Origin of the sequence: Flavobacterium sp. (genome assembly GCF_004295795.1) — a bacterium.
In the GTDB taxonomy this organism is placed as follows: Bacteria; Bacteroidota; Bacteroidia; order Flavobacteriales; family Flavobacteriaceae; genus Flavobacterium.
The window spans coordinates 15,905-29,520 of record NZ_SEBR01000023.1 but is presented as its reverse complement, the minus strand read 5'-3'; the positions used below and the strand labels follow the sequence as shown (position 1 = coordinate 29,520).

The 13,616-nt window shown below is 48.9% G+C and carries 10 protein-coding genes; 5 read left to right on the top strand and 5 right to left on the bottom strand.

The genetic code is table 11. From position 1 onward, the window contains the following. The first annotated feature begins 17 nt into the window (after window positions 1-17). Together EOO49_RS16215 and EOO49_RS16210 are read left to right on the top strand one after the other, a co-directional pair. Window positions 18-797 carry an OmpA family protein gene (locus EOO49_RS16215; RefSeq protein WP_290847600.1) on the top strand — a complete coding sequence of 260 codons (780 nt, stop codon included), beginning with the start codon at window positions 18-20 and terminating at the stop codon, window positions 795-797. A gap of 1 nt (window position 798) precedes the next feature. Next, on the top strand, window positions 799-1,299 hold the full coding sequence (locus EOO49_RS16210; RefSeq protein ID WP_290847598.1) for a hypothetical protein: 501 nt from the start codon (window positions 799-801) through the stop codon (window positions 1,297-1,299). Between the two features lie 11 nt (window positions 1,300-1,310). Here the strand turns inward: EOO49_RS16210 and EOO49_RS16205 are convergent, their stop codons facing one another. Then, window positions 1,311-3,086 (bottom strand): tail fiber domain-containing protein, encoded by a 1,776-nt coding sequence (locus EOO49_RS16205; RefSeq protein ID WP_290847596.1) that lies wholly within the window; start codon window positions 3,084-3,086, stop codon window positions 1,311-1,313. 466 nt (window positions 3,087-3,552) lie between these two features. Here EOO49_RS16205 and EOO49_RS16200 point away from each other — a divergent pair, with 466 nt between their 5' ends. Further along, a complete protein-coding gene (locus EOO49_RS16200; RefSeq protein ID WP_290847595.1) occupies window positions 3,553-4,731 on the top strand; it encodes an AIR synthase related protein in 1,179 nt (392 codons plus the stop codon). 979 nt (window positions 4,732-5,710) lie between these two features. Here the strand turns inward: EOO49_RS16200 and EOO49_RS16195 are convergent. Continuing rightward, window positions 5,711-9,142, bottom strand: coding sequence for a choice-of-anchor Q domain-containing protein (locus tag EOO49_RS16195; protein ID WP_290847593.1), 3,432 nt, complete (start codon window positions 9,140-9,142; stop codon window positions 5,711-5,713). Between the two features lie 255 nt (window positions 9,143-9,397). Here EOO49_RS16195 and EOO49_RS16190 point away from each other — a divergent pair, with 255 nt between their 5' ends. Continuing rightward, complete coding sequence (locus EOO49_RS16190) at window positions 9,398-10,018, top strand: GNAT family protein (RefSeq protein WP_290847591.1); 621 nt, start codon at window positions 9,398-9,400, stop codon at window positions 10,016-10,018. Window positions 10,019-10,212: 194 nt separating this feature from the next. Continuing rightward, window positions 10,213-10,644 carry a hypothetical protein gene (locus tag EOO49_RS16185; protein ID WP_290847589.1) on the top strand — a complete coding sequence of 144 codons (432 nt, stop codon included), beginning with the start codon at window positions 10,213-10,215 and terminating at the stop codon, window positions 10,642-10,644. Between the two features lie 154 nt (window positions 10,645-10,798). On the opposite strand, the gene EOO49_RS16180 is transcribed toward EOO49_RS16185, so the two are convergent. From EOO49_RS16180 to gldI, 3 genes are read right to left on the bottom strand one after another with little or no spacing between them, the layout of a single operon-like run. Then, window positions 10,799-11,896 carry a peptidylprolyl isomerase gene (locus EOO49_RS16180; RefSeq protein ID WP_290847587.1) on the bottom strand — a complete coding sequence of 366 codons (1,098 nt, stop codon included), beginning with the start codon at window positions 11,894-11,896 and terminating at the stop codon, window positions 10,799-10,801. A gap of 19 nt (window positions 11,897-11,915) precedes the next feature. Continuing rightward, window positions 11,916-13,049, bottom strand: a complete 1,134-nt coding sequence (locus EOO49_RS16175) for a peptidylprolyl isomerase (RefSeq protein WP_290847585.1) — start codon at window positions 13,047-13,049, stop codon at window positions 11,916-11,918. Beyond that, on the bottom strand, window positions 13,050-13,616 hold the full coding sequence (gene gldI / locus EOO49_RS16170) for a gliding motility-associated peptidyl-prolyl isomerase GldI (RefSeq protein ID WP_290847583.1): 567 nt from the start codon (window positions 13,614-13,616) through the stop codon (window positions 13,050-13,052).

Below are 13,616 nucleotides of genomic sequence, written 5' to 3'. Positions count from 1 at the left end.
GTAAAAATTCATTTTTGATGAAAAACCTATTGCTGTTTACTTTTTTGCTGTCGTTTTCTGTCGGATTCGCTCAGGACAAAGCCGAAATTTTCTTCGCGCTCAATCGCTACGATCTCGAGATTTCCCAACGACAAAAAATCGATTCCTGGGTAGAAAAGTATCCGAAGGCGAAAGTTTTGGGCGTTTACGGGTATTGCGATCATTTGGGCACTTTGGAATACAACGACAGTTTGTCTGTCAAGCGCGCCAAGTCTGTGGAAGATTATCTGCGTTCGCGTGAAGTCGCTTTCGCGGAAAATTATTCGCTCAAAGGTTATGGCGAATCTTTTGTCCAATCAAAAATCCGCGAGAAAAACCGCAAGGTCGAGATTGTCTACGCGATTCCGGAAGCGCCGAAGAAACCGGACGGCCAATTGCAGAAAAAAATCGAGACAGCGAAAATTGGCGACAAAGTTCGGCTTCCGGGATTGAATTTCTACAATATGTCAGATGTCGTCGTTCCGAATTCGCGCCCTGTGCTCGATAAACTTTTGGCGATACTGAACGACAATCCTAATCTCAAGGTTGAAATTCAAGGTCACATTTGTTGCCAAACCGACAAGGAAAAAGATTATTCCTACGTGTCGACGCAACGCGCAAAAGCCGTTTACGATTTCCTTGTGAAAAACGGCGTGAAGTCGAATCGGCTTTCTTACAAAGGCTTCGGCGTTTCTAGTCCTTTGCGTCCGATTCCCGAAAAAAACGAAAAGGAACAAGACGAGAACAGACGCGTCGAGGTGGAAATCATCGGCAACTGAGATGCATCCGAAACTGATCAAAATCGAATTATCATCGGTTAAAACTCCTGATGATCAACCCTTTTTGCATCCGACGGAAAATTTCATCGGGCAAACCGATCACAAACTTTTCGACCGGAAAAAGTACGAGGAAAAATCGCTTATTTGGTCGCTGATGAAAGGCGCCAAAGCACGCGAATCTACTATTGACTGGCAATACCAATCGTCGCGATCTCAATTGGAAAACGGCATTTCAGCAACCGAAATCGAGCATTTACTCAATACGGAACATGTATTTGGCTTCGATTACGAGCCGTCGCAAAACGATTATCTCAGTTTTTATTTCGTTTACAGGTTTCGGGAATTCAAGGCGAAACCGCGTCCGGCGTTGGGCGATCGGGTTTCTTTTTTGTTTTCTGACGGAAAATGGGTTGCCAACAAAGGATTCGACCACATCCATCTCGATTTTGAAATGTTCCGAAAAGGGAAAGCCGGGTTTTGGTTGGACGGAAGGCCGGACTGATTTCCCGGATGTCAGTTTTTGGATAGCAACGTCCGGTTTTCGAGATTGTCCAAGCGTTTCAAAATATTGGTTTGAACCGATTGGGATTGCTCAAGATTTGCCTTCAGCGTCGCGATTTCCAACTGCTGTTTTTCGATGATTTGCTGTTGTTCCTGAACCGCTTTGACCAAAGGCACGACGAATTGGCCGTAGCGCAGACCGTAAGTGTCACTCGCATTTTTTGGAGCGTCGACTCCGCTGAAAGTGAAATTCAGGGATTTTGCCGCAGCTTCAACTTCCTGTGCGATAAAGCCGCTCTCTCGCGTGCTGGCACAGTTTCCGCCGTTTTTGTTCCCGACGAAATCAGAATAGGCTTTACCGTCGAGATCGTAAGTCACGGGGCGCAGTTTTTGGATGAACGCAAGTCCGGAAACGTCTTGGCGAATATCGGACTTGAAACGCGCATCTGACAATGTCGTCCAGCCCACGATTCCGCCGATGCTTGTGACCGTGGCGCTGCCAAAACGCATTTGATTGTTCGCGGTAATGCTCGAGTTCTCGCCGATCGCAGTCGAATAATTGAAATTTCCGACGGTAGAAAAAGCGTTTGCACCCAAAGCCGTATTGAAAGCGCCGTATTGGTTTTGCGACATGGTGTTGTAACCGATTGCGGTGTTTCCGTCGGCGTTCGCCAGATCCGAAAGCGAAAGTGCGCCGAAAGCCGAGTTCGAGATGCCAACGCCACTTGCGCTGTTCAACGTGTTGGCTCCGACAGCCGTGTTGTTCATGCCCGAAAAATGGACCAGCGCGCTTTTTCCGACGGCCACGCATTGGGAAGACTGCGCCCGATACCGCAGCGCTTCGAAGCCGACTGCCACGTTTTCATCTCCCGAACCGACCTGCAAGGCGTCCAATCCGACCGCGGTATTCTTGTTGCCCGTACTTTGTTCCATCGCAAACGTCCCGAATGCCGAATTGCCGTTGCCGCCGTTTCTCATTACATAAGATCCTACAGCTGTGTTGTTGTCGCCGGGTTGTGCGGTTATATTTCCGCTGAGGTAATTGTCCATCGCCATCGCGCCGATCGCCACGTTATCTGCACCAGACTGCATGTTGCCCAAAGCGTTTCTGCCCACGGCAATGTTGTTTTCACCGTTGTTGAGTTTGTTCAGCGCCTGAAAACCCAAAGCCGAGTTGTTTTGGAGCCATCCGCCGGGAACGTTGTTCAGGACGCGAGAGCCAACGGCCGTATTTCCTGACCCGAAAGAAAAGCTCGACATGCAGAAATAACCCACGGCCGTGTTGTCATTTCCGGAAAAAGCCTGCATGGCGGAAGTCCCGAATGCCGTCCCGAATGTTGTGGAATAGAACGTATTGGAAATGGTTTTGTATCCGAAAGAAGTATTGCTGTCCGAAATTACGCCCGAAGCCGTGTTGTCGCGTTTGAAGTAAACATCGGCGAGGTTTGTCGATCCGATGAAATCTGTGGTGGCATTCACGACATTGCCAGCCATTTTCCAGACGCGGCCCGCAACCGGAAGCCAGCCGTTGTAACTATTGTCGTAGTAATAAAAGCCCGGGGAATCGTTGAGGTATTGCGTGGTCAGGAAAACCATTTGCCCGTAGGTTGGCGTCGGGATGTAGCCGAATTGGGTGACGCGCGGAATGAGAATCCCGTCTGTTCCGTTTGGTGTGGCGGGATTTGATGCCGAAATATCGAGTGTCGCCGCCGGCGCAGTGGTATTGATTCCTACCTGCGCCTGACCAAGAATGGGCAAACCAAGTGCAAAAAGGTAAAAAAGTTTCATGGGTTGTTGCTTTTGAGGAATTGTAAAAGTATGTATTTCAAATAGTTGATGCTGTTAAGGAATAAACGTCAAGTATGGGTATTTTTGCCCATTTTTGGTTTTTTTGGACTGCTTTGCGTTAGGGATAGTGGCATTTGTTTGAGCTCTTTTTGCCCTACTTATTTTGTTTTTACCGAATTTTTCCGAGGCAAAAAAGCGAGTGACACTAGCCCGACGGCGCCTTTCTTTTGATTTGGAACGGGATTTTGATGCGCCGGAACGCCCTAATTCAGGAGGCGGTTGCAGTGGCAGAAGGCAGTAGCAGTAGCAGTGGCAGAAGACAGTAGCAGTTGCAGTTGCAGTTGCAGAAGAGCAGTTGCAGTGGAACAGTTGCAGAAAACAGTAGCGCTTTTGAAAGTTGAAACTTTGTGCGGATCGGTAAAAACTCGCGAGTAAAAACTATCTTTGCGCCACAACACAATTTGACATGACAGACACTTCCAAACGCTATGCGCAGCGCGGGGTTTCGGCCGAAAAAGAGGACGTTCACGCCGCGATCAAAAACATCGACAAAGGACTTTTTCCAAAGGCTTTTTGCAAAATCGTACCCGATCACCTCACGGGCGACGGCAATTATTGCTTGGTGATGCACGCCGACGGAGCTGGCACGAAATCGGCTTTGGCTTATATGTACTGGAAGGAAACCGGCGATCTTTCTGTTTGGAAAGGCATTGCGCAGGACGCGCTGATCATGAATATAGACGATTTGTTGTGCGTTGGCGCGACTGACAATATCATGCTTTCGTCGACCATCGGACGCAATAAAAACCTGATTCCGGGCGAGGTTTTGGCCGCGATCATCAACGGCACCGAGGAATTGATCGAGGAATTGAAGACTTTCGGGGTTACGATCCATTCGACCGGAGGCGAAACTGCCGATGTTGGCGATTTGGTGCGCACGATCATCGTAGATTCTACCGTTACGGCGCGTATGAAACGCTCGGCAGTGGTTGACAATGCCAGGATTCGTCCCGGCGATGTGATTGTCGGTCTGGAATCTTTCGGACAGGCGACTTACGAGAAATCGTACAATGGCGGAATGGGCTCGAACGGATTGACTTCGGCGAGACACGATGTTTTCGCGAACTATCTGGCGCAAAAATATCCGGAGAGTTTCGATGCCGCGGTTCCTTCTGACCTGGTTTATTCCGGCAATGTGAAATTGACTGACGCTGTCGCGGATTCGCCTATCGACGCTGGCAAACTCGTGCTTTCCCCGACGCGTACTTATGCTCCGATCATCAAGAAAATCCTGTCGAAATTCTATCCCGAGGACATTCACGGAATGGTGCATTGTTCGGGCGGCGCGCAGACGAAAATTTTGCATTTTGTCGACAATGTCCACGTGGTCAAGGACAATTTGTTTCCTGTTCCGCCATTGTTCAGGCTGATCCAGGAGCAATCCAAAACCGACTGGAAGGAAATGTACCAGGTGTTCAACTGCGGGCACAGGATGGAATTGTACGTGCCGGAGGCGATTGCCGAAGACATCATCTACATTTCGAAATCTTTTGATGTGGACGCGAAAATCGTGGGTCGCGTTGAAGCTTCCGATATCAAGAAACTTACTATTCGCAGCGAGTTCGGGGAGTTTGTTTACGGGTGATTTTCTGTTAAGACCAAACCAATACGAATAATAAATTCATTTAGATTTTAGGTTCAGATGACTTGAAAATAGCGAGTTGAGGCAAGTTAGTGATGTCTCGACTCGCTACGTTTTTGGAGCTTAAAGCTTATGCACACCGAAACGTCAATTTGTTGGACTTTCGCATTTTGCCTCGATAACATTTAACAAAAACTACAGATTTTCTGTAACCGACGTATTTCGCAAATTCCGATCTTACCTTCAGGGAAGGGGCTGGTGTTGATCCCTACAAAATTTTGGAATAGCCCAATTACAGAAAATCTGTAAAAAATGTTAAACGTAGGTTTGTCGGTTTGCTGTTGGATTTGGGTTGTTGGTTTGCGTTTGGCAACTTTTAACAAAAACTACAGATTTTCTGTAACCGACGTATTTCGCAAATTCCGATCTTACCTTCAGGGAAAGGGCTGGTGTTTATCCCTACGAAATTTTGGAATAGCCCAATTACAGAAAATCTGTAAAAAATGTTAAAGGTAGGTTTATCGATTTGCGGCTGGATTTAGGTTGTTGGTTTGCGTTTGGCAACTTTTAACAAAAACTACAGATTTTCTGTAACCGACGTATTTCGCAAATTCCGATCTTACCTTCAGGGAAGGGGCTGGTGTTTATCCCTACAAAAATTTGGAATAGCTCAATTACAGAAAATCTGTAAAAAATGTTAAACGTAGGTTTATCAATCTGCGGTTGGATTTGGGGCTATTGGTGTGCCTTTGACAATTTTAACAAAAACTACAGATTTTCTGTAACCGACGTATTTCGCAAATTCCGATCTTACCTTCAGGGAAGGGGCTGGTGTTAACCCGACAAAATTTCGAGCTAGCCCAATTACAGAAAATCTGTAAAAAATGTTAAACGTAGGTTTGCGTCTGACTTTCAATTTCCCGCAAAAAAAAAGCGATCCCTTTCGAGACCGCTTTCCACTAACACTAGCAAATAATATGATTTATTGCGTAAGCACGAGTTTGTGATGTTCGGTAAAAGTATTCGATTGCAATTGCAACATGTAAATTCCCGTCGCTTGGCCGCTGAGGTTTACTTCGGATGAATTCGCGTTCACACTGAATTCCTTCACGATTTTACCCGATGCGATGTCTATCAATCGCGCATTCACGCCCTGTTCGTAAGCCGTAGACAAGTCAATGGTGACGATTCCGTTTGACGGGTTAGGGTAGATGCGACTTTTGCGTCCGCCTTCAAAAGTGACTTGCTGAACCGACAATTGCGTTTGGGCTTCAACCGATCCGATGTCGCGGATTCCTCCAAAAACGGCGAATCCGAGTTGGTCCACAAAATTGTCGTCAGGCGAACCTGCGTTGTAAGCCGGACTTCCGGAAAGCAAAGCGTGCGTGAAAACACCGGCTCCGTTGTCTGTCAATGCGCCCAAAAGCGGATCAAGTGCCGTTGTCGTGCCTTCGATATCGCCCGTGGTCGTCGTGAAAATATTGGCGTCGTCGAATCCGATGAAGTTATAGCCCGATGAGGTGAAACTTCCCGAAGCGCCCCAAACGTCATCGCCCGAAGCTGCAGTATTCGTGGCCACCAATGTGTTTTTGATAGTTACCGATGTCGCGCTGTTGTTGTAAAATCCGCCGCCGTTCGCTGTCGCGGAATTGTCCGCCACGGTAAGCGCGTTCACGTTCAGCGCCGCATTGTTGTAAAGTCCGCCGCCATTGTTGGCCGATGAGTTTCCGGAGAAAGTCGAAGTCACGATCGTTGCCGTTCCCGATTTTACGTGCAGACCGCCACCGTTGCCCAAAGCACCATCTGAAACATTGTTCGAAACCGTCGATGAATTCACGAACAAAGTTCCGCCGTTGTTGAAAATTCCGCCGCCTCCGTGGATGGCATCGGGTCCGCTGGCCGTGTTTGCGTCGATCGTACAGTTCGTTACCGTAAGCGTGCTTCCGGTCTGGTTCCAAAGTCCGCCGCCTTCGCGTCTCGCATCGTTGCCCAGAATTTCACAGTTGGTAAAAGTTGCCGTGGTTACGCCGGTGATGTGCAATGCGCCGCCGTTTCCGGGATTTGGCGTTCCGGCGCCTCCGTCAACGTCGTTGTTGTTGAACTCCGATCCGTTTACCGTAAGCGTTCCGGCTACGACTTCAATCGCTCCTCCGGCTCTGTTGGCCGAATTCGTTTCGAAAGAAGAATCGACGATCGTGACCGTTCCGGCAAGGCTGAAAATCGCGCCTCCGCTTCCGCTTGTTCCGGTAGCGTCGTTATTGGCAAACGTCGAATTGTTTACCGTAAGCGTTCCGGCCGTGTTGAAGATCGCTCCTCCGCCGTCGTCCGCGGCAGCGCCAGTCGAAATATTTCCGTCGAAAGAAACATCGGTTACCGTCATCGTTCCCGAGCCGTTCCAAAGTCCGCCGCCTTCGAGTGAAGCCGTGTTGTCGTTGACCGATCCGCCCGTCATATTGAGACTTCCTGCTCCGGTGATGTGCAATGCGCCGCCGTTGCCCGGAGGTCCGCTCACTGAATTTCCGATAAGGTTCACGTTAGTAAGATTGATCGTGCTTGTAAGCGAGTTGTCCTCGATACCGCCGCCCGCACGGATTGCCGTATTTTGGGTGATTTGAGTGTCGGTTATCGTCAATTGCGACCCGACATCGTTGAGAATTCCGCCTCCGCTTCCAAGAGTTCCGGTTGCCTGGTTTTGGGAAATCACTGCGTCGTTTATGATCAGGATTCCGGCGTTGAGATTGTAGATTCCGCCTCCGCCTTGGTCTGCACCGGCTCCGGCCGCTACGTTCGAGCTGATTGTCGTTCCGTTGATCGTCATTGTTCCGGTTCCGTTCCAAAGTCCGCCGCCTTCTGCTCCTGCGTAGTTGAAACTTACGATTCCGTCAGTGATGTTGGTCGTTCCGGCTGCCGTTACGTGAAGTCCGCCGCCATTTCCGGGATTCGTATTCGTCGTGTTATCGGTCAACCAAACGTTCGTAAGGGAAACGGTTCCGGCGTTGTTTTCGATTCCTCCGCCTGCGCGATTTGAAGTGTTTCCCGAGATTTCGGTATCGGTAATCGTGGCTGTCGCTCCAACGTCGTTGAGGATTCCGCCGCCGCTTCCGGATGTTCCGTTGGCTTGGTTGTTGGTGATTTCCGCGTCGACGATTACGAGTGTTCCTGCGTTGAGGTTGTAGATTCCGCCTCCGCCATTGTCAGCCGCGATGCCAGATGCGATGTTTCCGTTGATTGTCGTTCCGTTGATCGTCATCGTTCCGGTTCCATTCCAAAGTCCGCCGCCTTCCGAGCCAGCGTTGTTCAGGTTTACCGTGCCTTGGTTGATGTTGGTTGTTCCGGCTCCGGTCACGTGAAGTCCGCCTCCATTTCCTGGAGCTGTGTTTGTCGTATTGTTGTTGAGCAAAACGCCGTTCAATGTTACATTTCCTGCGTTGCTTTCGATTCCGCCGCCTGCGCGATTTGAGGTGTTTCCGGAAATTTGTGTGTCGGTTACCGTCAAAGTCGATCCGACATCATTTAGGATTCCGCCACCGCTTCCGGCCGTTCCGTTTGCCGAATTGTTCGTGATGAACGAATCTTCGATCGTGACAGTTCCCGCATTGAGGTTGTAGATTCCACCTCCGCCGTTGTCTGCCGCAATGCCGGATGCGATGTTTCCGTTGATTGTCGTCCCGTTTATCGTCATCGTTCCGGTTCCGTTCCAAAGTCCGCCGCCTTCTGCTGCCGCGGTATTGTTTTCGACCGTGGACGAGTTTATCTGTGCTGTGCCGTTGCCCGTGATGTGAAGTCCGCCGCCATTTCCGGGTGCGGCTGTCGCGGGTGCGACTCCGGCGTTGTTTTGTGCCAAGGTTACATTGTTCAGCAACAGGTTCGTTCCGGCCGTGGTTTCGATTCCTCCGCCGGCGCGATTGGCGCGGTTTTCACGGATGATCGAGTTGCTGACCGCGAGATTGGCTCCAATTCCGACGTAAATTCCGCCGCCGCTGCCCGACGCTCCGTTTGCGACGTTGTTGGTGACCCGCGACGCATTCAGAACCAAATTTGCGTTCGCTATGTAAACTGCGCCTCCATTATCGGCTTGACCGTTGAAAAGATCGATGTCGTTAATGATGACGTTTCCGGCGGTGATGTTGAAAATGCGGCCGTTGGCATTTCCGTTTACACGTGTGTTGACCAATCCGTTTCCGGTAATTGTGAGGTTTTTGTCGATCGTGATCTCGCCCGAGGTAAGTGTGATGTTCGTGATTCCCGGCAAAACCGTAATGATCGCGCCAGCCGAGGCATTGTTTACGATCTGGCGCAAACTGCCTGCTCCGGAATCGTTGTTGTTGCTCACGATTTGAGCCTGTAGATTGGAAATCCCGAAGAGCAGGATCGCCGCCGAAATGTAATTTCGCAGAGTGAAAAGTTGTTTCATGAATGTTGTTGTTTTTGTTAAACGAATGAGTGCTTTATATTTTGTACGGCATAAGTCAACAATTGGTTTTTGATTTTATGTTAAATAATTGTCACGAAATCAAATTGTTAGGAATTGTCGCTAAGCGGATCATCAAAATAACGGTTATATTCATCGTTACAGATTACATCGTTTTCGGTAAGCGTTGTCGAATTCCACTGCTTCAAATCAGAAAAACGATTTTGCGTCAGTAATGCTGTTGGTTATCTTTGGAAAATGACTTCACACACTGATTTTTTGGATTTTTTTGGTTCCGATGCTTTTGCGTTGGAAGATGATCGGGTTTTGTTGCGTCCGATGGTTTCGGCAGATGTGGAAAACTTGCTTTATCTGTCGGAAAACGAGCCGGAAATTTGGAAATACTCGTTGATCCAAGCCGGCGGCGGACGCGAAAATCTCGCGAATTACATTGCCACGGCTTTATCCGCCAAGGAAAAAGAAATGGAATTCCCGTTTGTCGTCTTTGACAAATCGGCTGGGAAATTTGCGGGAAGCACGCGTTTTTACGACATCAATTTCGCCCAGAAATCGCTTCAGCTTGGCTATACTTGGTACGGAAAAGAATTCCAAGGAAGCGGTTTGAACAAACACTGCAAATTCCTGCTGCTGCGATTCGCGTTCGAAAATCTTGGCATGGAAAGAGTGGAATTCCGCGCGGATGCGTCCAACGAAAGAAGTATCGCGGCCATGAAAAGTATAGGTTGCCAAGTCGAAGGAATACTCAGAAGCCATCAATTCAGAACCGACGGAACGAGGCGCGACAGCATCGTGCTCAGTATTTTGAAAGGCGAATGGTTTTCGTCGGTCAAGCCGAATCTCGAATCACGACTCGGGTAGGAGCTGCTATTTGTTGCTCGCGATGAAACTGGGGCTTTTTCGAATATAGTCAGCAGGTAAAAGTCTTCGGAGCTTGTAGTTCGAGTGGTTGTTTTTGTTCGCGAATCTTGTAAGGACGATTTCTGATGGAAAAAGCGCGGTGTTTTGCTGCATCTGCTTAAAATTCGGGACGTATATTTGCAAAAAAAAATCCAATGGAACTCAATCCCAAAAAAGGCATAGCGAATTTGTTGTTCGGAATGAAGCAAGCCGACGTCGAGAAATTGATCGGAAAATCGAATCTGCAATTCAAGGACGACGACGGAAACGAGATTTGCGTCTACGATTCACTAAAGCTTCGGCTGACTTTTTACGAGGATGAAGGTTTCCGTTTCGGCTACATCATTTCGTCGAATCCGGAAGTTTTACTTTTCGGAAAACCGATCATTGGGCAAACCGCCGAAGCCGTGAAATCGGAACTTCCGAAAGCTTTCAAGACTTGGGAAACCGAGCGTTTCGACCTGGCCACGAACCATTTCAACGAAGCGAATTGGCTGATTTTGCAGGAAGAATTCGCACAGATCGCCAAGGTGGAAATGGGCGCGGTTTTCAACGATAAGGATGAAGTGGAATGGGCTTTTAAGTGAGCTGGATGCGAATTAATGCGCAGTTACTCGGTCAGCCAAAAATTTGATGTCCGCAATCCGTAAAATAATTAGCCACGAATTCACGAATTTAAATACGATCCCAAACAAAAAATCCGGCCAATTGACCGGATTTTTTATTTATATGCAAAAAAGTTTACTGCTTTTTCTCTGTCATTTCAATCTCGAAAATGATATTCGCGTTTGGAGGAATGACACCGCCGGCACCTCTTTCGCCATAACCCAATTTCGCCGGGATAAAAGCGATCAGTCTGTCGCCGAAGCCCATTTTCTCAAGTGCTTCGATAAAGCCCGGAATCAATCCGGACTTGCTTCCGGCCGTGAAAGGAAACGGGTCGTAACCTTTTTGGCTGGCGCGGGTCGCATCGTATTTTCCGTATTCTCTTGCGATGGCTTCGAAATTCGTATCGAAAAGCGAGCCGTCTTCGAGATAACCGGCGTAGGAAACGCCAACTTCAGTGCCGTCGGCTGGTTTTACGCCTGTTCCGTTTTTGATGATTTTGTATTGCAGACCTGTTTCAGAAGTCGTCGCTGTGTTGCGAAGTCCGTCCAAAAAGGCTTTTTTCTTGATTTTGGCCGCATCTTTTTCAGCAAAATAAGAGCCGAAAATCTTGGCTGCATCGAATTTTTTGGCCTCTTTTCCTTTGCGGATGATCGTCACTTTCTGGATCACGTCTTCCTGAGCGATCGCGTTCACGACATTCTGGCCCGAAACTACGTGTCCGAAAACCGTGTGTTTTCCGTTGAGCCAAGGCGTTTCCTTGTGTGTGATGAAAAACTGGCTACCGTTGGTTTCCGGTCCGGAGTTGGCCATCGACAAGATTCCGGGTCCGACGTGTTTTAGGTCAGACACGATCTCGTCCTTGAATTTGTAACCCGGATCGCCGCTTCCGTTTCCAAGCGGATCGCCGCCCTGAATCATGAAATCCGGGATCACGCGGTGAAATTTGAGGCCGTCGTAAAACTTTTTGCCTTTGTATTTCTCGGCTACCATCGGGTTGTTTCCTTCGGCCAACGACACGAAATTCGCTACCGTAATTGGCGTTTTTTGAAATTCGAGTTGCAACAGGATTTTTCCTTTGTTGGTCTCGATTTCGGCGAAAATCCCTTCATCTGACGAAGCGGTTTTGGTCGCCGCCGCTTTTTTGGCCGTCGGTTTTACCGGAGCCGGTTTGTTTTGGGCCTGCATCGTCGCGATCGACAAACACAGGAAAAGCATCGCTTTCAGTTTCATTTCTTGGTTTTTTATGGAATTATTTTGTTTCGGATTTATTCGGTTCAAATTTGAGGATTTCAATCTCAAAGAGCAAATTCGCGTTAGGAGGAATCACGCCACCGGCTCCGGCTGCTCCGTAGCCCATGGCCGCCGGAATGTAGACCAGCGCGCGGTCGCCGTAAGACATTTGCGACGTCGCTTCCTTGAATCCCGGAATCAGTTGGCCTTGCGGTCCGTAAACGAATCGCGCCGGAAGATAACCGCCGCGTTGTTCGCGAACCTGGTCGTACTTCCCGAAATCCTGGGAGATTTTCATGATGTTCGAGTCGAACAGCAGTCCGTTTTCGAGAAATCCGGCATAGTTCATCAATGCCATTGCGCCGTCTTTGGGTTTTTCGCCACTGCTTTTTTTGACGATGGCGACTTCAACGCCCGAAGGCAATTTCTTGGCGTGCTCACGCGCTTTGGCGAACTCGGCGAGCTTCGCGTCGATCGCGGGCTTGAATTTTTCGGTGTATTGTTTTTGGAACTCTTCCTCTTGCTGCGATTGGGCTTTTTGGCTTTCGAGCTGTTTCCCGAAATAATCGCTGAACGTTTTCGCGGCATCGAAACGCTTGGCCGCTTCGCCAACCCTGATGATTTTGACGTGTTCGATATCGTCACCGATAGCGATCGAATCCACGACTTCCTGTCCCGTGATCACGTATCCGAAAACGGTGTGCAGTCCGTCGAGGTTCTCGCGCGGTCCGTGCGTGATGAAGAATTGGCTGCCGTTCGTGCCCGGTCCGGCGTTCGCCATCGAAAGCGTTCCGGCGCGGTCGTGTGACAAATCTGTGAATTCATCTGCGAATTTGTAGCCCGGTCCGCCGCTTCCGTTTCCTAGCGGATCGCCGCCCTGAATCATGAATTGCTGCACGACACGATGGAACTTGAGTCCGTCGTAGAATGGTTTTCCCTTGAATTCGTCAGAGCAGAACGGGTTTTTTCCTTCGGCCAGAGACACGAAGTTGGCCACCGTTACAGGCGTTTTCTGATATTCGAGTTCACACAGGATTTTTCCTTTGTTGGTAGTGATTTCGGCGTAAAGCCCGTCGGAAAGGTCGCTTTTTTCATCCTTGCACGAAGTCAGTGTCAAGGTCATCGCAAACAAAGCGAGGAACATTTTTTTCATTTATTCGGTAGTCGTTTGGTTTTCAGGTTTGATATCGGTCAAAGTCACCGTGCAAATCACGGGTTGGTTGTGGCCGATGCGTCTGTTGTCGCCGTGATAGCCGTAAGCCATGTGCGACGGGAAAAGGAATTTTACGGTTTCGTCCTTTTTCATGAGTTTGATGCCGTGGCGCAATCCCATCATGATTTTTTGCTCCTTGTCGACGTGGTATTCTTGCGGACGCAATTCGAGTTCGGAGTAGATCACATTTCCATCGAGGTCTTTGAGCTCGTACTTGAAGAACGCGATGTCGCCTTTTTTGGGATGGATCGTATCTGTCGTTGTGCTTTGTTTGACATAAGTATACCAATAGCCCTTTTTCGACCCGACATATTTGCTGTTCGGTTCGCTTTTTATGATGGAGTCGATTTTGTCCTCTTCTCCGGCAATCAGTTTTTTGTTGCGTTCGGCCGATTCCTTCATGAACGTACCCGAAGAATTCGAGATTGGGCGTCTGGCCTGTTGTTGGCTGCAGCAAGCGGCAAAAACCGACAGGAGAAGCAGCAATGCTATGTGGTGTTTTTTCAT

Excerpts from the sequence above, each read along its gene's own strand:
- EOO49_RS16215 (WP_290847600.1), top strand. The coding sequence starts at position 18 with ATGAAAAACCTATTGCTGTTTACTTTTTTGCTGTCGTTTTCTGTCGGA.
- EOO49_RS16210 (WP_290847598.1), top strand. The coding sequence starts at position 799 with ATGCATCCGAAACTGATCAAAATCGAATTATCATCGGTTAAAACTCCT.
- EOO49_RS16205 (WP_290847596.1), bottom strand. The coding sequence starts at position 3,086 with ATGAAACTTTTTTACCTTTTTGCACTTGGTTTGCCCATTCTTGGTCAG.
- EOO49_RS16200 (WP_290847595.1), top strand. The coding sequence starts at position 3,553 with ATGACAGACACTTCCAAACGCTATGCGCAGCGCGGGGTTTCGGCCGAA.
- EOO49_RS16195 (WP_290847593.1), bottom strand. The coding sequence starts at position 9,142 with ATGAAACAACTTTTCACTCTGCGAAATTACATTTCGGCGGCGATCCTG.
- EOO49_RS16190 (WP_290847591.1), top strand. The coding sequence starts at position 9,398 with ATGACTTCACACACTGATTTTTTGGATTTTTTTGGTTCCGATGCTTTT.
- EOO49_RS16185 (WP_290847589.1), top strand. The coding sequence starts at position 10,213 with ATGGAACTCAATCCCAAAAAAGGCATAGCGAATTTGTTGTTCGGAATG.
- EOO49_RS16180 (WP_290847587.1), bottom strand. The coding sequence starts at position 11,896 with ATGAAACTGAAAGCGATGCTTTTCCTGTGTTTGTCGATCGCGACGATG.
- EOO49_RS16175 (WP_290847585.1), bottom strand. The coding sequence starts at position 13,049 with ATGAAAAAAATGTTCCTCGCTTTGTTTGCGATGACCTTGACACTGACT.
- gldI (WP_290847583.1), bottom strand. The coding sequence starts at position 13,616 with ATGAAAAAACACCACATAGCATTGCTGCTTCTCCTGTCGGTTTTTGCC.